Source organism: Pseudoalteromonas sp. SR41-7, assembly GCF_014163935.1.
GTDB lineage: Bacteria > Pseudomonadota > Gammaproteobacteria > Enterobacterales > Alteromonadaceae > Pseudoalteromonas > Pseudoalteromonas distincta.
In genome coordinates, this window is the sequence record NZ_JACJEF010000015.1 from 79,575 (window position 1) to 101,061 (window position 21,487).

17 protein-coding genes and 2 rRNA genes are annotated in these 21,487 nt (G+C 39.2%); 7 read left to right on the forward strand and 12 right to left on the reverse strand.

All coding sequences use genetic code 11. From position 1 onward, the window contains the following. Positions 1–70: 70 nt before the first annotated feature. Positions 71–799, forward strand: a complete 729-nt coding sequence (locus tag H5092_RS16935) for a 3-deoxy-D-manno-octulosonic acid kinase (protein WP_182734176.1) — start codon at positions 71–73, stop codon at positions 797–799. On the opposite strand, the gene H5092_RS16940 is transcribed toward H5092_RS16935, so the two are convergent. Next, positions 796–1,881, reverse strand: coding sequence for a glycosyltransferase (locus H5092_RS16940; RefSeq protein ID WP_182734179.1), 1,086 nt, complete (start codon positions 1,879–1,881; stop codon positions 796–798). The genes H5092_RS16935 and H5092_RS16940 overlap by 4 nt on opposite strands. Then, positions 1,878–2,951 (reverse strand): glycosyltransferase, encoded by a 1,074-nt coding sequence (locus H5092_RS16945; protein WP_182720496.1) that lies wholly within the window; start codon positions 2,949–2,951, stop codon positions 1,878–1,880. The genes H5092_RS16940 and H5092_RS16945 overlap by 4 nt, the downstream gene beginning before the upstream one ends. A gap of 211 nt (positions 2,952–3,162) precedes the next feature. Here H5092_RS16945 and H5092_RS16950 point away from each other — a divergent pair, with 211 nt between their 5' ends. Next, entirely contained in the window at positions 3,163–4,668 is a 1,506-nt protein-coding gene (locus H5092_RS16950) for a capsule assembly Wzi family protein (RefSeq protein ID WP_182734200.1), read from the forward strand. Positions 4,669–4,916: 248 nt separating this feature from the next. On the opposite strand, the gene hldE is transcribed toward H5092_RS16950, so the two are convergent. Both hldE and H5092_RS16960 read right to left on the reverse strand, forming a co-directional pair. Continuing rightward, positions 4,917–6,356, reverse strand: a complete 1,440-nt coding sequence (gene hldE, locus H5092_RS16955) for a bifunctional D-glycero-beta-D-manno-heptose-7-phosphate kinase/D-glycero-beta-D-manno-heptose 1-phosphate adenylyltransferase HldE (protein WP_182734181.1) — start codon at positions 6,354–6,356, stop codon at positions 4,917–4,919. Continuing rightward, complete coding sequence (locus H5092_RS16960; protein WP_002961065.1) at positions 6,356–6,946, reverse strand: SIS domain-containing protein; 591 nt, start codon at positions 6,944–6,946, stop codon at positions 6,356–6,358. Before H5092_RS16960 ends, hldE begins: the two co-directional genes overlap by 1 nt. Positions 6,947–7,128: 182 nt before the next feature. Here H5092_RS16960 and waaA point away from each other — a divergent pair, with 182 nt between their 5' ends. Continuing rightward, positions 7,129–8,427 carry a lipid IV(A) 3-deoxy-D-manno-octulosonic acid transferase gene (waaA, locus tag H5092_RS16965; RefSeq protein ID WP_182734184.1) on the forward strand — a complete coding sequence of 433 codons (1,299 nt, stop codon included), beginning with the start codon at positions 7,129–7,131 and terminating at the stop codon, positions 8,425–8,427. Next, positions 8,424–8,972, forward strand: coding sequence for a DUF1415 domain-containing protein (locus tag H5092_RS16970; protein ID WP_182734186.1), 549 nt, complete (start codon positions 8,424–8,426; stop codon positions 8,970–8,972). The genes waaA and H5092_RS16970 overlap by 4 nt, the downstream gene beginning before the upstream one ends. 48 nt (positions 8,973–9,020) lie before the next feature. Here the strand turns inward: H5092_RS16970 and H5092_RS16975 are convergent, their stop codons facing one another. From H5092_RS16975 to purL, 4 genes are all read right to left on the reverse strand, one after another. Beyond that, on the reverse strand, positions 9,021–9,350 hold the full coding sequence (locus tag H5092_RS16975) for a YdbL family protein (protein ID WP_182712287.1): 330 nt from the start codon (positions 9,348–9,350) through the stop codon (positions 9,021–9,023). Between the two features lie 11 nt (positions 9,351–9,361). Further along, on the reverse strand, positions 9,362–9,559 hold the full coding sequence (locus tag H5092_RS16980; protein ID WP_024595684.1) for a YnbE family lipoprotein: 198 nt from the start codon (positions 9,557–9,559) through the stop codon (positions 9,362–9,364). A 2-nt stretch (positions 9,560–9,561) separates the two neighbouring features. Beyond that, positions 9,562–12,012, reverse strand: a complete 2,451-nt coding sequence (locus H5092_RS16985; protein ID WP_182734188.1) for a YdbH domain-containing protein — start codon at positions 12,010–12,012, stop codon at positions 9,562–9,564. 121 nt (positions 12,013–12,133) lie between these two features. Continuing rightward, positions 12,134–16,024: a phosphoribosylformylglycinamidine synthase gene (purL, locus tag H5092_RS16990; protein ID WP_182734190.1), complete on the reverse strand. Its 3,891-nt coding sequence runs from the start codon at positions 16,022–16,024 to the stop codon at positions 12,134–12,136. 211 nt (positions 16,025–16,235) lie between these two features. Here purL and mltF point away from each other — a divergent pair, with 211 nt between their 5' ends. Continuing rightward, entirely contained in the window at positions 16,236–17,744 is a 1,509-nt protein-coding gene (gene mltF / locus H5092_RS16995; protein ID WP_182734192.1) for a membrane-bound lytic murein transglycosylase MltF, read from the forward strand. 164 nt (positions 17,745–17,908) lie between these two features. Beyond that, on the forward strand, positions 17,909–18,076 hold the full coding sequence (locus tag H5092_RS17000) for a hypothetical protein (protein WP_002961076.1): 168 nt from the start codon (positions 17,909–17,911) through the stop codon (positions 18,074–18,076). A 2-nt stretch (positions 18,077–18,078) separates the two neighbouring features. Here the strand turns inward: H5092_RS17000 and tadA are convergent, their stop codons facing one another. Beyond that, positions 18,079–18,594: a tRNA adenosine(34) deaminase TadA gene (gene tadA, locus H5092_RS17005; RefSeq protein ID WP_182734194.1), complete on the reverse strand. Its 516-nt coding sequence runs from the start codon at positions 18,592–18,594 to the stop codon at positions 18,079–18,081. Between the two features lie 178 nt (positions 18,595–18,772). Between tadA and H5092_RS17010 the strand changes: the two genes are divergently transcribed. Then, on the forward strand, positions 18,773–20,077 hold the full coding sequence (locus H5092_RS17010) for an inosine/guanosine kinase (RefSeq protein WP_182734196.1): 1,305 nt from the start codon (positions 18,773–18,775) through the stop codon (positions 20,075–20,077). 36 nt (positions 20,078–20,113) lie between these two features. Here H5092_RS17010 and glsB read toward each other — a convergent pair whose 3' ends face one another. From glsB to rrf (H5092_RS17025), 3 genes are all read right to left on the reverse strand, one after another. After that, the gene (gene glsB / locus H5092_RS17015) at positions 20,114–21,037 is read right to left on the reverse strand and encodes a glutaminase B (RefSeq protein ID WP_024597412.1); all 924 of its coding nucleotides are present in this window, start codon (positions 21,035–21,037) and stop codon (positions 20,114–20,116) included. Positions 21,038–21,193: 156 nt separating this feature from the next. Further along, a 5S ribosomal RNA gene (gene rrf, locus H5092_RS17020) occupies positions 21,194–21,308 on the reverse strand. A gap of 62 nt (positions 21,309–21,370) precedes the next feature. Continuing rightward, positions 21,371–21,485, reverse strand: a 5S ribosomal RNA gene (gene rrf, locus H5092_RS17025). Between the last annotated feature and the right edge of the window lie 2 nt (positions 21,486–21,487).

A 21,487-nucleotide genomic window follows, 5' to 3' on the forward strand; every position in this document is an offset into this window, starting at 1 on the left:
ATTGCAAGCACTTATCCTGCGCTTTAAAACGCGCTAATATAGACTCATTATTTAGCAATTACACAGAGCTATGTTTAAACAACACGTGCAAGGCAATCACACGCTATTAAGCCACCCTAAATACACAAGCCAAATTACCCTCGATTGGTTTGATGCAAATTATTGGCAACAACAAAATAAAATTGTGGGCGCTAAAAAAGGTCGAGCAACTGCGTGGTTTTTTAAGCAAGACGAATTAACAGCCGTACTTAGGCATTATTGGCGCGGTGGCTTAGTGGGTAAATTGCTAAGCGATCAATATTTATACCCAGGACTTGAACAAACCCGCGTATTTAAAGAGTTTAGCTTAATGAGTAAGCTTATAGAGCTTGGTTTAAACGTACCAACCCCTGTTGCAGCTAAAGTAACCCACAGCGGATTAATTTACCGTGGTGATATTATTACCGAGGCTGTTAAAGGCGCTAAAAGTGTACTCGATGTATTAATTGAACGCCCATTGACTGAAGATGAGTTGGAGCGCATTGCTAAAACAATCGCGCTATTTCATTCAAAAGGTGTGTATCACGCCGATTTAAACATTAATAACATATTGTTTGATGATACTGGTGATGTGTATATTATCGACTTTGATAGAGGTGAAATAAGAGCGCCGAACCCACAGTGGCAACAAAGTAATATGGCACGCCTTGAGCGCTCATTTTTAAAAGAGCAAGGTCGAAATGATGTATTTAATTGGCAAGTGAATGACTGGCAAACTCTGCACAGCAACTACCTCAAAACACTTGCTAATATAAGTTAATTAGCCAATGCTAAATACTGCAGAGCAACCTGCTCTGCCTGTACTTGTTTTAGAATATCTGCGTTTTCTACATTTGGCTTATCTGCTAGCACCTGCTTAACGGCATTGGCTAATGCCTCACTTTGTTGAACGGGTACTAAATATTTACTCAGCTCGCCTGTTAATATCTCGCTTGGTCCAAATGTACAATTAGTGCTAACTACCGGAGTACCCACCGCTAAAGCCTCAATTAATACCGTTGGCAGCCCTTCAAAATCAGAGCTCAAAACTAAAGCTTTGGCATGCTGAATCCAGTTGTACGGGTTTTGTTGAAATCCAGGCACTACTAACTGTTTATCTATGCCATATTGCTGTGCAAGCTTTAACACTTTTGCAGGTTTATTACATAAAAGGACTAACTTGTATTTTTTATCAAGCTTTGCAAATGCTGCAAATAATATATCGTGGCGTTTTTGTTTGGCGAGCCTTCCTACATGAATTAAGTAAGGCTCATTTGGGATGTCGTTATTTTTCTCATTTGCTTGTTGGTTTATTTTTTCAAAATCGAACGGGTTATAAATAGTCGCGATTGCACTTGGGTTAATTAAATCCCCTTGTGTTATTTCTTTTTCAACACCCTTTGATACGCAAATAAGTGATTTACCATTTAAGTTTTGCTTACTTTTTTTAAGGTATAAATATGAAAATGGACCTAACTTTTTTTGACGGGCAAGTTCTGCATTGACGGAGTTATGAATAACAAAGTGAACATTTTTGATATTACTAAGCGCGAGCAAGTTATTACTTCTATCAAGGTTAGAAAGCACTAGGTCAATATTGCCAATCTCGCTTTGTTTTTTTTCAAACCACGCTTCTAATCGCAAAATACTATTTTTTCGCCGCCAGAATCTATCTACTTTAGATGCTCTATCAGGAAAAAGGCTATCAACTTTAACTATATCAGGAATGTCATACTCAGCGTTGCTCGCAAGAGATAATATAGTGACATTGTGCTGTAGTTTCGCCATTTTTTCAGCCAAAGTAAGCATTACTTTTTCAGCACCACCACCTACTAGTGAATCAATTACAATCACTATATTCATAAGCGATCTCCTACAAGCATATTTTTTATGCCAGTAGTGATCACGTCGAAGCTATGTGTGCTATCGAGTTGCTTATACTTACCAATAAATTCACTATAAAAAGGCTCGGTAATAACTTGAGCTATTTTCGTTGTAATTTCATCAATATCAAGATTCGCTTTTATTACAACACCTGCATTAACGCAATGATCCAAACGTGTATTTTGATCTTTTGAGATAGCACATGCCACAACAGGGGTTTGAACTGCAATTGCTTGCAATAAAGTATCTCCACCACTAAGTAATGCGACTTTAGCTTGGCTCATTAATGCCAAAAATTCGGTTCCTTGCAGGCTTGATAAACAAGTAACCTCATCACTTTTAGGAATTGCTTTATTATAATTTGCACCAAACACAACAACTGCTTTTAAACCAGTATGCTTAGTAATTTTAAGCGCGGCTTTAAAGTAAACCTCAGCACAATTAAGATTATTTAATATATGCCCGCCAGAACCCGCATTAACAATAAAATAGCCATCAGATACTAAGTTATAGCGATTTAAAACATCACGTTTTTGCTCACAAGAAGCAAATGCAACAAAAGGGCCTACATTACGAGGGGGTGCCAAGGGAAACATGTCTAACTTCGCACTTTCAGCCCATGTAAGTGGCTCAATACAATAATCAGGCTGTACAACCCAATGTGTATCAATTAAATTAATCCTGTTTAGCTTCAATCCCTTAGCGCGTTTTTTTGCATGCTGAGAAATAAATATAACTTTAGCGCCTACTTTTTTAGCCGCTTTCATATGCCCTGCACGTCCTGCACAATCAAAAACAACGACGTCAGGTTTAAATTGCTCTATAAAGTCGCAAACAGAATCAAGCTCTTTAGTCGCTGAGTGTTCAAGCAATGTGGCTTCAAAAGGACACTTTTTTGCGTAGCTTGTATGCTTGTTTAGTATGAAGTGAATATCTAGAGAATCAGTAAGTTCTGCCTTTAAACTTTGAGCCAACAACAACGAGCGCATATATTCACCAATGCCTTCTGGTGATGATACGGGAATAAATAAAAGTCGTTTGTTGCTCATTACATTCTCAATTTCCTATTTGAACTCCAGTATACCAATCAGATACTTATTACGATAGCTAGGTTACATTTTAATATATTAAATTAGCTCTATAAATTTGATTATTTACTGCAATAACAAGCTTAGGTTGATAAACTTAGCCGCAATCTAAATCACAAGGATCTGAACTTTGCGAAACAGAATTTTTCTACTTTCTACTCTTTTTTGCGCTATGAGCGCGTCAGTTAATGCTGAGCCATGGGTAAAACCCGATGATTACGGTCTTAGAGCTGATATTCAACAATTAGCTGATGCCGGTGTTATTTTAGCTCCTGTAACTACCTATCCGCTTATGTGGAAAAGTTTTATAAGTGATGTGCAAAGCATGCCGCTGGAGCAATTATCTCCAAGCTTGCAAGATGCTTTACTTCGCGTAAAACATCGATATAAATCAGAAAATAGTAGCTCGCATAGTCTTCAATTATCAGCTTTTGCAGCCACAGATCCAATCATAGCAACAAGCTTTGGTGCAACAAATACTCAAGAAACAGAGCTCTCAGCAGCTTACGCTTATTTAGGCGATAACTTTGCAGCTAAAGTAGCCGTAAATTATAGAAAAGATGGTAAAAAATGTTTAGTTGATGGAAAAACGACTGACGATATAGTTACCGATGAGCAAGCTTTAACCGATTGTAACGATACCTCACTTGACGATAGTTACTTAGCTTACCGTTTAGGTAACTGGATTTTTAGAGCCGGTGCTGTTGAGCAATTTTGGGGACCTGGTGTTGATAACAGCTTAATTATGTCTGGTAATGCGAAATCTTTACCTGCACTAAGTGTAACCAGAGAAAAAAGTACTGCTTTTGAAACACCATGGTTAAGCTGGATTGGTCAATGGGGCTTTACCGCACAAATGGCTAAACTTGAGTCTACACGTGTAATTCCTGATGCTTTACTTTGGAGCAGTAGATTAAATATACGCCCAATACAACAATTAGAAATTGCTGTTAGCTGGTCTGCACAATGGGCTGGAGACGGCCAACCAGGCTCTGCAGGTGATTTTATTGATGTCATAACTGGGCAAACAGCATGTATTGATGGCAATGTTAGTTGTGATAGCCAATTAGAGTCAAAAATAGGTAATCAATTAGCAGGCATAGATATTCGCTGGTCAGATACACTTTTCAACCAACCTTATGCTGTATATGCCAGTACGATTGGAGAAGATGCCAGTTCACAGTTTAAGCCAGCCGATAGAGCCTATTTGTATGGTGTACAGACAACACAACGTGTATATGATCAAAACTTATTAATAAATGTAGAGTACATAGATACAGGTGTTTCATGTTCAGCAGAGTCTACCAATGAAAATTGCTACTATGAGCATTCAGATTACAAATCAGGTTACCGTTACCACGGTCGCACTATTGGCTCTACTTATGATAACGATGCACAGTCAGTTGTTTTAACCCTATTAGGTCAGTTATCTAATGGAGACGATTGGCAGGTAAAATTACGCAGTGTTGATTACAACAGCGATAACCGTGACCTTTATCCTAATAATCCTGACTTAGGAAATACAATTACTAAAACAGGCTTTAATAGTAAGCAATTAGAGCTTCGTTATAGAATGCTTTCTATGGGAGGGCGAGTCACTTTAGGTGCTTTTGCATCTAACAATGACGGTGCTGAAAACGATACATCAGCATTTGCTAAGTATGAATTAAATTTTTAGTAAGTTACTTTATTAAAAATAAAAAGGGATGAAAACACTGTTTTCATCCCTTTTTTGTATTTTTTAAGCAAACTTAAATCAGTAATTATACCAATTGCATTAAATTATTGTTCTATTATAGCGATAAGAAAACAGCTCAATAACAAGGCTAAAATTATGATACATAGTTGTTCTATATAAATAGTTTTTAACGTAGTTAGTGAGTTATTTAATACGCTAAAATGATCATGTTTTTAATAAAATTGGTATTACTGTTTAATTTTACTAATTACTTTTGATGTTGAGCACCCATCTAAAAATTCAAGCACTTCAACTTTTCCGCCATGACGAAGTACGTGCTCAGCACCCGCTATTTGCTCTACGGTGTAGTCGCCACCTTTAACTAAAATATCAGGGCTTATTTGCTCAATTAATTTAGCGGGAGTATCGTTTTCATCTAAGCTACCAAACGGAATAACCCAATCAACTGATGAAAGTGCGCTAAGTACCATCGCACGCTCATCTAGCGGGTTAATAGGGCGTTCTGCCCCTTTTAAGCGCGTAATAGATTCATCGTTATTTAATCCAACAACGAGCCTATCGCCTCGCGCTTTAGCTTGTGCTAAATAACGTACATGCCCAGCATGTAAAATATCAAAACAGCCATTAGTGAATACAATGGTTTCGCCGTTTTGTTTTGCAAATTCAATATGCTGAAGTACATCATCAAATGGTGTTTGGTAATGCTCACCCGTAGTATGTAAATACTGACCAAGCTTGCGGCTTAGCTCTTCTGGCGAAACTGTAGCTGCACCAAATTTACTAACCGCTATACCTGCCGCTAAATTAGCAATTTCGACAGCATCTTTAGGTTCCATGCCCGCGCCAAGCATAACCGCGAGTGTAGCTATAACCGTATCACCGGCCCCGGTTACATCGCTTACTTCAAGCTCTTGCGCTGCAAAATCAAACTTTTCATCTGCACTAATAAGCGACATACCTTGCTCAGAACGCGTAAGTAACATAGCTTTAATGCCATTTTTGCTTATTAAATCACGCGCACTTGCTGCTAAAGCCTCTTCTGAATCGGTTTGACCACCCGCTAACTTAAACTCATGTAAGTTAGGTGTAATGTAATCAGCACCTTCATATAAATGTAAATCTGGCGATTTAGGGTCGATTAAAACCGTTTTTCCGGCGCTCTTAGCAAGGCTTACCATTTCTTTAATTAAGCTTAAAGATCCTTTGCTGTAATCAGAAAACACAATGAAGTCGTATTCATCAAGTACAAGCTCTAAGCGGTTTAATAAAAGCTGGCTGTGTTGCTCGGTAAATGTTTCTTCTAAATCAAGGCGAACGAGTTGTTGATGGCGGCTAATAACACGCATTTTTGAAATAGTCGGTAAATCACATACACTGACTAATTGTGAGCTTATTTTTTCACCTTTTAGGATGGTCTCTAAAATCTGCCCGCTTTCGTCCTCACCAATTAAACCCAATAAGCCAACTTTTGCATCTAAACGCGCTATATTTTTTGCAACGTTAGCTGCGCCACCGGCTTTGTCTTCAAATTTACTTACTTTAACAACCGGTACTGGTGCTTCTGGCGAAATGCGACCTGTATCACCATACCAATAGCGGTCTAGCATTACATCGCCAACAACTAATATTCGTGCCGCTGATAAGTTTTTTAATAACGATAAATCCATTACTGCTGCTCCGCAACAACCATATCCATGGCTTCACATAACCAGTGACCTATAAACATGTGAGCTTCTTGAATACGTGCTGTTTCGTCATTTTTTATAATAATAGGTAACTTAGCAATGTCTTTTACTTTACCGCCATCACGTCCTGTTAATGCAACAGTAAAAGCGCCTAGTTTATTTGCAGCCTCTAATGCTAAATTAATATTGTTACTAGTACCTGATGTGGTTAAACCAATAACTAAATCTTCTGGCTTGCATAGCGCTTGAACTTGGCGTTCAAACACCGTATCAAAGTGATAATCGTTGCTGTGCGCTGTTAAAATTGAGGTATCAGTGGTCAATGCCATTGAGGCAAGCGGACCTCGTTCTAATTTATAACGCACTACAAATTCTGCAGCTAAATGCTGTGCATCTGCTGCACTACCACCGTTACCAAACCAAACAATCTTGCCACCAGCTTGTAATGCACTATGGCATGCTTCTAACAATTGCATAGATTCTTGATGATAAGCCTCCATCGTTTCAAATAATGCCTGATGACGGTTTAATGTTTCAACGTAGCTAGTTGCCACTGAATCGATAATTGACATGAAAAAATTCCTCTTGGAACTGAAATGGCAGGAAAAATTAAATTCATTATTCCATAATTTTATTTAATTGTGTGTATTTTATCGGGTTATAACTGAACCCAGACCATATTTTATAACGAGTCTGTTTAGAAAACGGCTATTTCACGGTAAACTAACGCCACTTCCCTTTAAGAAAGATCAGTATGGCACGCATTTTTTACTCATTCGCATTAATTATTATTAGCCCACTGATTGTATTTTATCTCTATATTTTACGAGGTAAAAAAAACCAAGGCTATCGTGCACACTTTAAAGAGCGCTTTGGGTTTGTCAGTAAGTCTTTATTTACGGTTAAAACTAAACCTTTAGTTTTTCATTGTGCTTCTGTTGGCGAGGTACTTGCCGCAACGCCACTTATTAAAGCTTTGCAAAAAGTGCATCCAAATTTAAATATACTTATAACCTGTAATACTCCAACAGGCAGAGAGCAAATACTTAGCCAGTTTAAGAATACTGTAGCGTGTAGCTATTTACCAATCGATTTCCCGTTTGCGACGGCTCGATTTTTAAAGCGTATAAAGCCACAAGCATTATGTATTTTAGAAACCGAGCTATGGCCAAATTTAATGGCGATAAGCCGCAAAAAAAACATACCAGTGCTTGTCATCAATGCAAGACTCTCTGAAAAGTCACAGCAGGGCTATCAAAAGGTCGCTAAATTAACGCATATTATTATGTGCTCAATTACAGTACTTGCGAGTCACAATAAAACAGATGCTACACGCTTTATTGAACTTGGTCTTGAAGCTTCAAAAAGCCATGTAACAGGCTCAATAAAATTTGATATAACACCAAGTGAAGAGCAATTAGCTAAAGTACTCAACCTTAAACAGCTTTATAACAGTAATGAAGACAATAACGATGAACGCTTTGTATGGGTGGCAGGCTCAACACATCCTGTTGAGCATGAGCTGGTACTTTTAGCCCATCAAGAATTACTAAAAAAGCAACCGAACGCATTACTTATAATTGCCCCGCGCCATCCAGAGCAATTTGACAAAGTGGCAGAGCTTTTAACGCAAAGCCCACTTAGCTTTAGCCGTCGTAGCCAAAATAACTATAATAATGAGCAAATACTCCTTGCTGATACGCTTGGTGAATTACAGTGTTTATATGGCGCTGCAAATGTGAGCTTTATTGGTGGCAGCTTAATTCGCAGAGGTGGGCATAACCCACTGGAATCAGCAGCGTTTTCGGTAGGTGTAATAACAGGTCCACACACATACAATTTTGACCATGTTTATCCAGAGCTAATAAAGCTCAAAGGTGCTGTAGTGGTTGATAATAACGACGAACTCGCAAAGCAGCTTATAACGTTTAGCCAAAACACAAAAGCGTGCCAAACCTTAGGTATTAAAGCTGCGCAATGCGTAACTAAAAACCAAGGTGCTATACAAAAAACACTTAACATTATTAATCAATATTTAGAGCCAAAACCGTGACCAACATAGCTATAAGCCAAACCCGTGAATGGGTGTCATCTGTTATTGTTAAATATAACTTTTGCCCATTTGCACGTAAAGAAGTAGAAAATAACTGTATTCATTACATAGTAAGCTCTGCAACGAGCATGGATGATGCTGTAATGGATATGCTTGAGCAATGTGTTGAGCTTGACCGTGAACCAGAGTGCGAAACAACCCTTATCATGTTTGACAATGGCTTTAGTGACTTTGAAGACTTTTTAGACTTGGTCGATTTAGCTAATGCACTTTTAGTCGCGCAAGGCTTTGAAGGTAAGTATCAAATCGCTAATTTTCATCCTGATTACGTATTTGCTGACAGTGATGAAACCGATGCCGCAAACTACACAAATAGAGCGCCCTTTCCTACATTGCATTTAATCCGCGAAGCAAGTATGAGCGAAGCACTTGATAGTTATAACGAGCCTGAATCTATTCCTGAGCATAATATAAATCTAGCAAGGCGTAAGGGGATTGATTTTTGGCAGCAGTTACTTGAAGGCTGTAAAAAACCGAGCGCTTAAATGCTCGGTTTTATTTTGGTTTGTGCAGAACAAGACAATAACAAACGCTTATTTTTTAACCCAGTTACCATTTACTTCAACGTAATGACCACTTTGGGTTTTTTCAATTGTTTTAGCGGCAGCAAGTGCTTCTACTTGTGAAAGCGACAAGTTATTCTTTTTAGCGAGCTTTAAGTACTGCGCTTTACGCTTTGTATTTATGTCATCAACAACGGCTTTTGCCTCTGCGTTTTGTACAACAAGTCCTAAATAACCAGAGCTATCTTCACCTACTAAACCTTGGTTTTTAGCGTCATCAAGGCTAATAGCCCAAGCAGAGAAAGACATACATACTGCACTAACTAACGTAATAATATTTAATTTTTTCTTCGTATTCATGTTCTAGCTCCTTAAAATAACTCACTGTCGTCACTAAATAAATTGTCGAGTTCTTTATCTACTTTTACGCGAATTTCGTGATCGACCTTCACATTTAAATTAATAGTAATGGGCTCTTTAGCAGACACCTCAACACGATGCGTGCAAGCACTTAGTGTACTAATAGCACTCAGCGCGAGCAGTACTTTTATCAATAACGACTGTCTCATTATTAGTTTCCTTTTTGTGAGTATTGTTGCTCAACCTTTTGTGTAATTTCGTCACTTAAACGCAGTGCGCGTAAAAGTGTAAATACGTTTTCTTCGTGGTTATAATTAAAGTTAACCTGCTGCTGCTCTGCTTTATTATAGCCTTGCAAATTAACCCCTAGTTTTAACCAACCATCATTTTTTAGTGCCACACTGCTATTAAGTTTTTGAATATCTAAATTAGTTAATAACCCTAACACAGGTTGTAACTCTTGCTGTTGCTGCATTACTGAATCAAAAGCGGCATTATTGGTAATTTTTAAATTACCTGTTCCTTGGCTAAATAAGCTTCCGTCAATTATCTCAATTTTTCCACTATCAAAGTGAACCGGTAAAGACCCCGCCAAGCGTCCCGTTAATACAATGCCCGACTTATCGTCGAGTGTAACAAGTTTGCTTGCATCAATATTTTCAAACTTAACATTAGCAACTTGGTTTGGCTTCCCTACTGTGTAGCTATCTAATGAAAACTCGCCACCAAACACACTTCCTTTTACATCATTTATAAGCGCGGTATTGTTATTAACTTGCCATTGACCTTTAATAGTTTTAACTACGGCACCGGCTCTAAATTCATTTAAATTAAAGGTAGTTGGTTTTACATTAAGCTTACCTGAATTATATTCCCCGCTAAATGTACTGCTTAAATCACTCGCAAGGTAATCGTTATACAATGCACTTGTATGACTAATCCCTATATTGAACAGTGCATTTTGTAAGTTTATATCGCCACTAATATAGCCATTAAATTCGCCCTCTGTTAACTGTGCAAGTGGCTCAAATTGACTAATAAACGCATTTAACGACAGCGCACTTTGTTCAGGAATAACTACTTCAAATGGATGAGCTTGCGACGACATATGATGATTTATCACTAACTCAACATCGTTTATAAATGCGTGATGCGTGGCTTTTAGTGCACGGCTTTGCAAGCCCGTAGACTCTACTTTTATATTATTAAGTTTTATGTCGGGGCTATTAACAGCCTTTATATTCGTTTTTGCTGTTAGATCAGCAAATAACTCACCTACGCCTAAATTAGCATTTGCTGTTAATGTGTTACTTATATCTGTGACTTTAAACTCTTTATATTCTGCGCTTTTTAATTGCTGAGTTAACGCTACCTCTGCGTTTAACTGTTTATCCATTTTTGCTATTAAATCACCTTGGTATTGCACTGCACTTATATCAAACGCATCTACACTATTAAGCGTTAATTTAGCATTTATAAGCCCAATGGGTTTTAAGTCTATAAACTCACTTATATTAAAGTGACCACTAAGGCTAAGCCCATCCGCTGTTGCGGGTACAAACTCAGGTAAATTTTCAAGCATAACGGCGTAATCGCCTTTAATCGCAGCGCCAGATAACTGAGCATTAACGTTAATATTATTTATATCGGGTGTATTTATTTGAGCTGATAAAGTTGACTGTAAGTCTTTAAATGGAGATGTAATATTTAGTGTTGTATCTGTTATTAAAATATCAAATTGCTTATCGCCCACGCTTACCAAATTAATTGCAGGCACCCTCAACTCACTAGCCTCTAAGCGAATTGATTGAGGGAGTTTAAGTTGCCAATTTAAAGGAACTTGTTTGCTAATAAAGCCTGCATATTCACTTGGTGGAATTAACTCAGTACAGCTTGGTGTTAAATTAATTTTGTTATTAAGCAAATCGGTATTAAACATTAACGCTTGGCTATTTAAATTAAAACGCGTCGCCAATTTACCAGTGGTTAATACGTTAACTTTGCACTGCTCATACGTGTGAGCAAACTGGGAGCTAATATCGCCATTTAACTCAAGTTCTATACCATCAAAGCTAAATGCTTGCTGAGTATTAAAGTTAAAATCTGCTATTAATGTATTTTTAGTGTTTATAACGTGCTTTAAAAAAGTGTCATTAATTTCAAACTGACCCCTTACTTTATTAGCAGTCAAAATTGCACTTGCGTTTATATCACCTGAGACATTAAATTTATTTAATTCGGGTTCTAATATGCTTATTTTAAGTGGCTTATTGAGCTCATCACTTTTTACTACAAGCTGTTTAATATTGATTAATGGGCGATTTAAGGGAAGTGCTAAATCGAGATTTTTAGCAAGCTGATTAGCATTATCACTTTTAGGGAGTGGATTAACAGTTAGCACTGCATTTTCAATATCTACACGCTTTGTATTTGCAGTAATACCCGTCAGTTGTAACTGTTGATTTTGATAATTTAAACACACTCTGTCAGCATGAATATTTAAGCTAGACGTGATTGAAAAATCAAGGCAGTTTAATGTGACACCCGCTTTTTCGAGCTCAGGCGCTATAACCCACTGTAATAAAGGCAAGCGAAATACATAACCAAGCAGTAAGGTACTTAGCAATAAAACGCCAACAATTAAACCAATTCGCTTAAACATACTATCCTTAAATGCTTTGTGCTTTTAGCTAAAACTATACTAATCAAAAAAGGCTGCACAATGCAGCCTTTTTTATTTTACAGTAAGATTATGAATCTAACTTGTATAAACGTAAATATAATTAACCTACGTTTTTACGTGCATTACGGAACATACGCATCCACGGGCTATCCTCGAGCCACTCATCTGGGTGCCAAGAGTTGGCAACGCTTCTGAATACACGTTCTGGATGCGGCATCATTACAGTGGCACGACCATCAGTTGACGTAATACCGGTAATACCTTCTGGAGAACCATTAGGATTCGCTGGGTACTGCGTTGTAGGGTTACCGTAGTTATCTACAAATTTAACCGCTACAGTGCCGCTATCAAGCGCCGCTTTAGTGGCTGCATCGTTTGCAAACTCAGCATGACCTTCACCATGAGAAACCGCTATAGGCATACGCGAGCCAGCCATTCCGTTAAAGAACACAGACGGATTCTCTTGTATTTCTACTAAACTAAAGCGTGCTTCAAAACGCTCTGATTTATTAGTTACAAAGCGCGGCCAATGTTCAGTACCAGGGATCAACTCTTTTAACGTTGATAACATTTGGCAACCGTTACATACACCTAAGCTGAAAGTATCTTCACGGTGGAAAAAGTTTTGGAACTGATCGCGTGCCATGTCGTTAAACAAAATAGACTTAGCCCAACCTTCACCTGCACCAAGTACGTCACCGTATGAGAAACCACCACAGGCCACTAAACCTTTAAATTGCTCTAGTGTTAAACGACCTTCTAAAATGTCGCTCATGTGTACATCAACGGCTGAAAAACCTGCGCGATTAAACGCTGCCGCCATTTCTAAATGAGAGTTAACACCCTGCTCACGTAAAATAGCCATTTGCGGTTTAGCACCGGTTGCAATGTATGGTGCAGCTATATCTTCGTTTAAATCAAAGTTAAGTTTTACGTTTAAGCCTGGATCTTTTGCATCAAATTTAGCATAAAACTCTTGCTTAGCACACTCAGGGTTATCACGGCGCGCTTGCATTTGATACGTTGTTTCAGCCCAAATAGTACGAAGCTCAGTACGCGTATGATTAAGTACCGTATTTTCGCCACGGTTAAATATAATCGTATCATCACTGTTAAGCGTGCCAATGTTGTGACTAATGGCTGCTATACCATGTTGTTCAAACACCACATTTACTGCATCTAAATCAGCATTAGCAACTTGAATTACCGCACCTAGCTCTTCGTTATAAAGCGCTTCAATGTCTGAACCTGTTAAAGCTGCTAAATCAACAGTTACACCGGTATGACCCGTAAACGCCATTTCAGCTACTGTGGTAAATAAACCACCATCTGAGCGGTCATGATAAGCAAGTAACTTACTATCAGCCACAAGTGCTTGCATTGCGTTATAGAAGCCTTTTAATAACTCAGGGCTATCAACATCAGGGGTTACATCACCTAATTGCTTATAAACTTGTGCAAGGCTTGATGCGCCCATGCGGTTTTTACCCGCACCTAAATCAACTAATATAAGCGATGTATCGCCTTTATCTGTGCGCAGTTGTGGCGTTACTGTTTTACGTACGTCGTCAACACGACCAAACGCAGTTATAACCAGTGAAAGCGGCGATGTTACTGACTTCTCTTGTGAGTCACCTTCATCTTTCCATGTCGTTTTCATCGACATAGAATCTTTACCTACAGGAATCGTTAAACCAAGCGCAGGACAAAGCTCTTCGCCTACGGCTTTAACAGCTTCATATAAACCAGCATCTTCACCTGGGTGGCCCGCTGCTGCCATCCAGTTTGCCGATAACTTAATGTTTTCAAGGCTACCAATATTTGCACAAGCAATATTAGTTAACGACTCTGCCACAGCTAAACGAGCAGATGCACCGTAATTAAGTAATGCAGCCGGAGTACGCTCACCGAGTGACATAGCTTCACCGTGGTAAGTGTCATACGTTGCCGCAGTTACAGCACAGTTAGCAACAGGTACTTGCCAAGGACCAACCATTTGGTCGCGCGCCACCAAACCAGTAACTGAGCGATCGCCGATTGTTATTAAGAATGTTTTTTCTGCAATGGTTGGTAAACGCATTAAGCGCTGCGCTGCATCTGCTGCATTTATTGATGTGATATCAAGCGCTTTGCCAACAACTTGCTTTGACGTTACATCGCGGTGCATTTTAGGTGCTTTACCTAATAATACGTCCAGCGGCAAATCAACAGGGTTATTTTCAAAGTGGCTGTCTGACACCGTTAAGTGAGGTTCAGCTGTTGCTTCACCAATAACAGCGTACTGGGCACGTTCGCGCTTACAAATTGCTTCAAAGCGGTCAAAGTCCTCTACGCCAACAGCGAGTACATAACGCTCTTGTGATTCATTACACCAAATTTCGTGTGGTGCCATGCCTGGCTCATCGTTAGGGATGCTACGTAATTGGAACTTACCACCACGTCCGCCATCATTAACAAGCTCAGGAAACGCGTTAGATAAACCGCCGGCACCTACATCATGGATAAACGCGATTGGGTTTTCATCACCTAGCTGCCAACATTTATCGATAACTTCTTGGCAACGACGTTCCATTTCTGGGTTTTCGCGCTGTACTGAAGCAAAGTCTAAATCTTCGTTTGACTGACCTGAGGCCATACTTGATGCAGCACCACCGCCTAAACCAATGTTCATTGCAGGCCCGCCTAGCGCAATTAATTTAGCGCCTACAGGAATATCACCTTTTTGAACATGATCAGAGCGAATATTACCTAAACCACCGGCAAGCATAATTGGTTTATGGTAACCACGTACTTCTTCACCGTTATGGCTTGTTACTTTTTCTTCGTAAGTACGGAAGTAGCCTAATAAGTTAGGACGACCAAACTCATTATTAAATGCAGCGCCACCTAGTGGACCTTCTGTCATTATATCAAGTGCGTTTACAATACGACCCGGCTTACCAAAATCGCTTTCCCACGGTTGCTCGTAACCTGGAATACGTAAATTTGATACAGTAAAGCCAACTAACCCTGCTTTTGGCTTAGAGCCACGACCAGTTGCGCCTTCATCGCGAATCTCACCACCAGAACCTGTAGCAGCACCTGAGAATGGCGCAATAGCTGTTGGGTGGTTATGAGTTTCAACTTTCATTAGTATTTCAATGTCTTCTTGATGATACGCATATTCACCTTGCGCATTTGGGAAGAAGCGACCCGCTTTTGAGCCTTTCATTACTGCCGCGTTATCTTTATACGCCGACAATACATTTTCAGGATTTAGCTCAAACGTATTTTTAATCATTTTAAACAGCGATTTTGGCTGCTCTTTACCATCGATTGTCCAGTCAGCATTAAATATTTTATGGCGACAATGCTCTGAGTTCGCTTGTGCAAACATAAACAATTCGATGTCGTTAGGGTTACGTCCTAACTTTGTAAAATTTTCTACTAAGTAGTCTATTTCGTCATCAGCAAGCGCAAAGCCTTGCTCAACATTGGCTGTTGCTAGTGCTTCGCGTCCACCACCTAAAATATCGACAGACGACATTTGGCGTGGGGCATCACTGCGAAACAGCTGAGCCGCATCTTCAAGTTCATTGTGTGTGGCTTCAGTCATGCGGTCGTGCAATAACGCAGTTACTTGTGCAAGTTGTTCTGCGTTTAAATCACCTTCAACATAATAAGCAATACCGCGTTCAACACGGTGAACCTGCTTTAAACCACAGTTGTGGGCGATGTCGGTAGCTTTAGATGCCCAAGGTGAAATGGTACCTGGGCGAGGTGTAACAAGTACAAGTTTGCCAGCTGGGGTATGCTCAGCAATAGTTGGACCGTAAGTTAATAGTTTTTCAAGCTTGGTTTGCTCAGAGCTACTCAACGGCGATGTTAAATCGGCAAAGTGAGCATACTCGGCGTATACGTTAGTGACTGGAAGTTGCGATTGTTGGCAACGCGCTAAAATTTTATTAACTCTGAACTCTGAAAGTGCTGGTGCACCACGAAGGATCAACATAGGTAATTTCATCCGGGGTTAGGGATTGAACGATATTTTAGGCACGCATTATAGTCCAATTAGCATTCAGATTTAACTCAAAATTACGCTTTTCATAAAATTAACTTTTTAGCTTTATTTATAGCCTCTTTTGGTTAATAAAATAAAAGGTAAAGTGACGCGATGGCTTAGTTTTGCTATAACGGTGGCTGGCGAGCTTAAGGGGCACTCAATGTTCAAAGAAAAACTAATAATAATCATTACTTTAGTTATGCTGTTATGTGCATGCGATATGCAAGAGCAGCCAACTCAACTCGCCCAAATAAAAGAACAGAATAAAATTCGTGTGGGCACCCTTGCGAGTGCTAGTAATTATTATCAAGCCGTTCAAGGTGAACAAGGCTTTGAATATGAGCTATCTCAAGCATTTGCTGAATATCTAGGTGTAGAGCTTGAAATAGTGCCATTTTTTAACTTATCCGATATGTTTGAACGCCTTGAAAGCGGTGATTTAGATTTAATAGCCTCAGGGCTTACCTATAATAAAACCCGTGCAGAGCAATACCGTTATGGACCAACTTACAGAACAATCAGCCAAAAATTAGTTTATAAGCAAGGACGTGTTCGTCCTCGAGAGTTTGCCGACTTAGATGGCAACTTTACTGTTATCGCTAAAAGTAGCCATTCGCTTACTCTGCAAAAAATGAAAAAAAACAATCCAGATCTTACTTGGATAGAAAGCGAAGAGTTTGATGAAGAAGAACTACTTCAAGCGGTTATTGATGGCGAAATAGATTACACACTCGCTGATACACATACCCTATCGTTATTTCGCCGTTATCATCCAAATTTAAGTATCGGTTTTTCTGTTAGTCATAACGACCCGATTGCATGGATACTTAATAAATCAAAAGATGATTCTTTATATTCCTTATTAGTGCCATTTTTTGGCGATATAAAACAGAGTAATCAGCTCTACGTACTTGAAGAAAAATACTTTGGCCACGTGCGCCAATTTAACTATGTAAATACCCTTGCTTATATCGAAGCTATCAAAGAAACCTTACCAACATACCAACCATGGTTTGAACAATATGCTGGTAGCCTTGATTGGCGTTTATTAGCGGCACTTAGCTATCAAGAATCTATGTGGAATCCTCGCGCTAAATCGCCAACAGGCGTTCGCGGTATTATGATGCTAACCCGCAGTACAGCAAAACAAGTAGGTGTTACCAACCGCTTAGAGCCAGAGCAAAATATTCGCGGTGGTGGTAAGTATTTAAGTAAACTGATTAAGCGTATACCTGATAGAATTCCTCAACCTGATAGAACATGGCTTGCACTAGCGGCTTACAATGTAGGTTGGGGGCACGTTAACGACGCGCGTATAATTACCGAGCAGCAAGGCGCAAGCCCTGATAAATGGGCTGATGTAAAAAAACGCTTACCGCTGTTAATTAAAAAGCGCTATTACCGTAAAACTCGCTATGGTTATGCGCGTGGCGATGTAGCGGTTAAATATGTTGATAATATTCGTCGCTATTACGATGCACTTGTTTGGCTAGATGAGAATAATGCTATTGCTGTAGAACCTGAACCAGAACCAATCACAGAGCAGAGCACTGATACCGAGCCAAACTTAAATGAAGAAAGTGACGATAAAAGTAACAAAGATGAAGCGCAAACAGAAAAACAACAGCCTATAATTGAGCCCGAACTACCAAGTGAAAACAATAACTAAGATTTATATAGGTATCAGTTTTTTGAGCAAACCAGTAAGCAAAATTTAAGTAAATTAAATATCTGTTTACTTGTCATCAAATGATCACTAATGTGTATTACTTGTATATTATTATTTTATAAGATATACCCTGCGCCTTTCTCACTCTTGCATTAGGAGAAAACATGCTAAAACGTAGACGCACACAAAAATTAAAACGCAATGTGATTTATTCAACAGCCACACGTCGTCGTGTTATGCTAAGAAAACTGCACAAAAAAATCATCTGGCGCCGCCGAATGTTTGCTATGCAGCAAATGGCTGAAACAGAAATAGAGCCAATCGCTAGTTAACTCTAGCTAGGTTTATTTATTTGTTCATCACGAGCAGCTTTCTTAGCTGCTTTAATTTGCGCTCTTCTACGCTTAAAAAAATTCGAAATAGTATCACCGCATTGCTGTGCCAAAACACCACCGCACACCTCAACTTGATGATTTAACCTCGGCTCTTGTAATAAGTTCATAATTGAACCTGCAGACCCTGTTTTAGCATCGAGGGCACCAAATACTAAACGCTTTATTCTGCTATGCACCAACAGTCCTGCACACATAGAGCAAGGCTCTAACGTTACATATAGTGTGCAATCAATTAAGCGGTAATTATTAAGTACTTTTCCAGCTTCTCGCACTGCAATCATTTCCGCATGGGCTGATGGGTCGTTATCCGTTATTGAGCGGTTGTACCCCACTGAAATTAGCTGGTTATCTTTTACTACAATTGCTCCAACCGGAATTTCATCAAGCAACTCTGCTTGCTTTGCATACAAAAGCGCTTGCTCCATCCAGTAGGAATCATTAAATGGCTGGTTCATTCTTTCTACTTAAATAACTTTTTATGCTGTAATTATACCTAGTTAGCACTCTAAAGTGCGTCATTCATTACTTTATTGCAAAAATAAAACGATATTTACCTGTTTGTAATGGCTCACTAGTGTGGATTTACGCTATAATCTCACGCTTTTTTTATTTAGCTCACAACACGGGTAGCAAATGAAATTTCCTGGACGCCGCAGGCATAAACATTATTTTCCAGTGGAAGCCAAAGATCCACTTACTAATCAACTTAACGCAACAGAGCGATTACAACGTAGTTATATTACGGGTATCGATCAGATCGTTGTTGATATAGAGGCAAAAGTTGATCAAGCTTTCCTTGACGAATTTCAACTACGTAGAGGTATGTCACAAGTTATTGATAGCGACATAACGAACGCCTTATACGATCGTTTAAAATTAAACGATATGGTTGATTTTGAGTTTGCCGGTGGGACCATTGGTAACACTATGCACAACTACTCTGTACTTGCAGATGATCGCTCAGTTTTATTAGGCGTAATGAGCGAAAATATAAAAATAGGTAGCTATGCTTACCGCTTTTTATGTAATACCTCAAGCCGTGTAGATTTAAACTATCTCCAACCAGTAGATGGGCCTATAGGTCGTTGTTTTACATTAATTGATGAAACCGGTGAGCGTACTTTTGCGATAAGTGCGGGCCTAATGAATCACTTACGTCCTGAATCTATCGATAAAAACCTTATTGAAAATTCATCAGCATTAGTGATCAGTGCCTACCTCATGCGTACGCAAGGTAGTGAAACGATGACTGAAGCGACTATGCAAGCGGTAAAATACGCTAATGATGCAGGTGTGCCAGTTGTTCTTACACTCGGAACTAAATTCTTAATTGAACAAGACCCGACCTGGTGGGCAAACTTTGTTGAAAAGCATGTTGATATTCTTGCTATGAACGAAGAAGAAGGGTTAGCTATTACAGGTTTTGAAGACCCTCTTCTAGCTGCCGATAAAGCACTTGATTGGGTAGATTTGGTAATTTGCACCGCTGGCGAAAAAGGCTTATTTATGGCCGGCTACGTAGACGAAAGCTTAAAGCGTGAAACCGAATATCCGTTATTACCAGGCGCCATACCTGATTTTAATCGATACGAATTTTCACGTGCTATGCGTAAAACCGAGTGTGATGAGCCTATCAGAGCATATAGCCATACAGCCCCATTTATGGGTGGACCTGATTCAATCAAAAACACCAATGGTGCAGGCGATTGTGCTTTAGCGGCTTTGCTACATGACTTATCAGCAAATGTTTATCATAAACTTAATGTGGCAAACTCTGCTAAGCATCAGCAACAAGCTATTACTTACTCGTCACTATCGCAAATTAGTAAATATGCTAACCGAGCTAGTTATGAAGTGTTAGTTCAGCACTCTCCTCGTTTATCTCGCGGTTTACCAGAACGCGAAGACTGCTTAGAACAGGTTTATTGGGAACAATAATAACGGTGGGAGCAATCATTGCTCCCTATCAACTTCCTAAAAAATAGAAATATCGAGCTTTTTAGATAGCAGTTCCAACGCTGCAATTCCTGCAACCGAATTACCAAACGAATTAAGTCCCGGAGAATAAACAGCTACCGTAAACTTATTTGGTAACACGGCTAAAATAGTCCCTGACACTCCCGATTTACCTGGCATACCTACTCTGTAACCAAAATCCCCCGCAGCATCGTATAAGCCACTGGTAAATAATAGCGAATTAAGCTGCTTATTTTGACGGCTACTTAAAACACGATCGCCCGATCGATTATCAACACCTTTATTTGCTAAAAAATTATAAGCTTTAGCTAATTCAATACAGTTGAGCTCAATAGAACAAAAGTTAAAGTAAGACCATAAAACATCATCGACTTCATTTTCAAAATTACCAAACGACTTCATTAAATGTGCCATAGCCGCATTACGATGCCTAAATTCATACTCAGAATTAGCGACTTTTTTATCAATCACTATCCCTCTATTACCAGCTAACAACCTAAAGGTCTCGAGCATAGAGTGCATTGGTGCAGATAAGCGGCTGTATAACGCATCACACGTTACAATTGCGCCTGCATTTATAAAAGGGTTACGAGGAATCCCTTTTTCAAACTCAAGCTGTGTAAGCGAATTAAAGGCAGTACCTGAAGGCTCCTTTCCAACTCGATGCCAAAGTTCATCACCATAACGTTGCAGTGCCATAGTAAGTGTCATAACTTTTGAAACAGACTGAATGGTAAAACGTTGAGAGCAATCCCCCGCACATACAGTCTTACCATCAGTTGTATAAATAGCGATAGAAAATTGCTCAGGATCGACCTCTGCAAGGGCCGGTATATAATCAGCTACTGTTCCTTGTGATAATAAAGGGCGTACTTCATGTGCTATTTCATCAAGCACCTTTTGGTAATCAGCTGTAGGCAAACTAGACCTCTATATCATCATTCATAAAAATTGGATTTTAGCACGCGCGAATAGACGCAACTAGTTTTGTTGTTGAATTTAAAGGAGGGATGTTTTTCTTAATTTAAAAAAGCAAAAAACCCGTCACATTACTGTAACGGGTTTCTCTTAATTAAATCCTGGTAATGTCCTACTTTCACATAGCAAATGCTACACTATCATCGGCGCTGTTTCGTTTCACTACTGAGTTCGGCATGGGATCAGGTGGGTCCAAAACGCTATTGTCACCAAGAAAATTCTTTTCAATTTTCTTATTTTAATTATTAAGGTTAAAGTCCTTCGACTGAATTTGAAGCCTGGTAATGTCCTACTTTCACATAGCAAATGCTACACTATCATCGGCGCTGTTTCGTTTCACTACTGAGTTCGGCATGGAGTCAGGTGGGTCCAAAACGCTATTGTCACCAAGCA

Bases quoted from the DNA above. Each gene is read 5' to 3' on its own strand.
- mltF (WP_182734192.1), top strand. From the start codon at position 16,236: ATGTTCAAAGAAAAACTAATAATAATCATTACTTTAGTTATGCTGTTA.
- H5092_RS16975 (WP_182712287.1), bottom strand. From the start codon at position 9,350: ATGAATACGAAGAAAAAATTAAATATTATTACGTTAGTTAGTGCAGTA.
- H5092_RS16940 (WP_182734179.1), bottom strand. From the start codon at position 1,881: ATGAATATAGTGATTGTAATTGATTCACTAGTAGGTGGTGGTGCTGAA.
- hldE (WP_182734181.1), bottom strand. From the start codon at position 6,356: ATGGATTTATCGTTATTAAAAAACTTATCAGCGGCACGAATATTAGTT.
- tadA (WP_182734194.1), bottom strand. From the start codon at position 18,594: ATGAACCAGCCATTTAATGATTCCTACTGGATGGAGCAAGCGCTTTTG.
- purL (WP_182734190.1), bottom strand. From the start codon at position 16,024: ATGTTGATCCTTCGTGGTGCACCAGCACTTTCAGAGTTCAGAGTTAAT.
- H5092_RS16935 (WP_182734176.1), top strand. From the start codon at position 71: ATGTTTAAACAACACGTGCAAGGCAATCACACGCTATTAAGCCACCCT.
- H5092_RS17000 (WP_002961076.1), top strand. From the start codon at position 17,909: ATGCTAAAACGTAGACGCACACAAAAATTAAAACGCAATGTGATTTAT.
- H5092_RS16950 (WP_182734200.1), top strand. From the start codon at position 3,163: ATGAGCGCGTCAGTTAATGCTGAGCCATGGGTAAAACCCGATGATTAC.
- H5092_RS16945 (WP_182720496.1), bottom strand. From the start codon at position 2,951: ATGAGCAACAAACGACTTTTATTTATTCCCGTATCATCACCAGAAGGC.
- H5092_RS16985 (WP_182734188.1), bottom strand. From the start codon at position 12,012: ATGTTTAAGCGAATTGGTTTAATTGTTGGCGTTTTATTGCTAAGTACC.
- H5092_RS16960 (WP_002961065.1), bottom strand. From the start codon at position 6,946: ATGTCAATTATCGATTCAGTGGCAACTAGCTACGTTGAAACATTAAAC.
- H5092_RS17010 (WP_182734196.1), top strand. From the start codon at position 18,773: ATGAAATTTCCTGGACGCCGCAGGCATAAACATTATTTTCCAGTGGAA.
- waaA (WP_182734184.1), top strand. From the start codon at position 7,129: ATGGCACGCATTTTTTACTCATTCGCATTAATTATTATTAGCCCACTG.
- H5092_RS16980 (WP_024595684.1), bottom strand. From the start codon at position 9,559: ATGAGACAGTCGTTATTGATAAAAGTACTGCTCGCGCTGAGTGCTATT.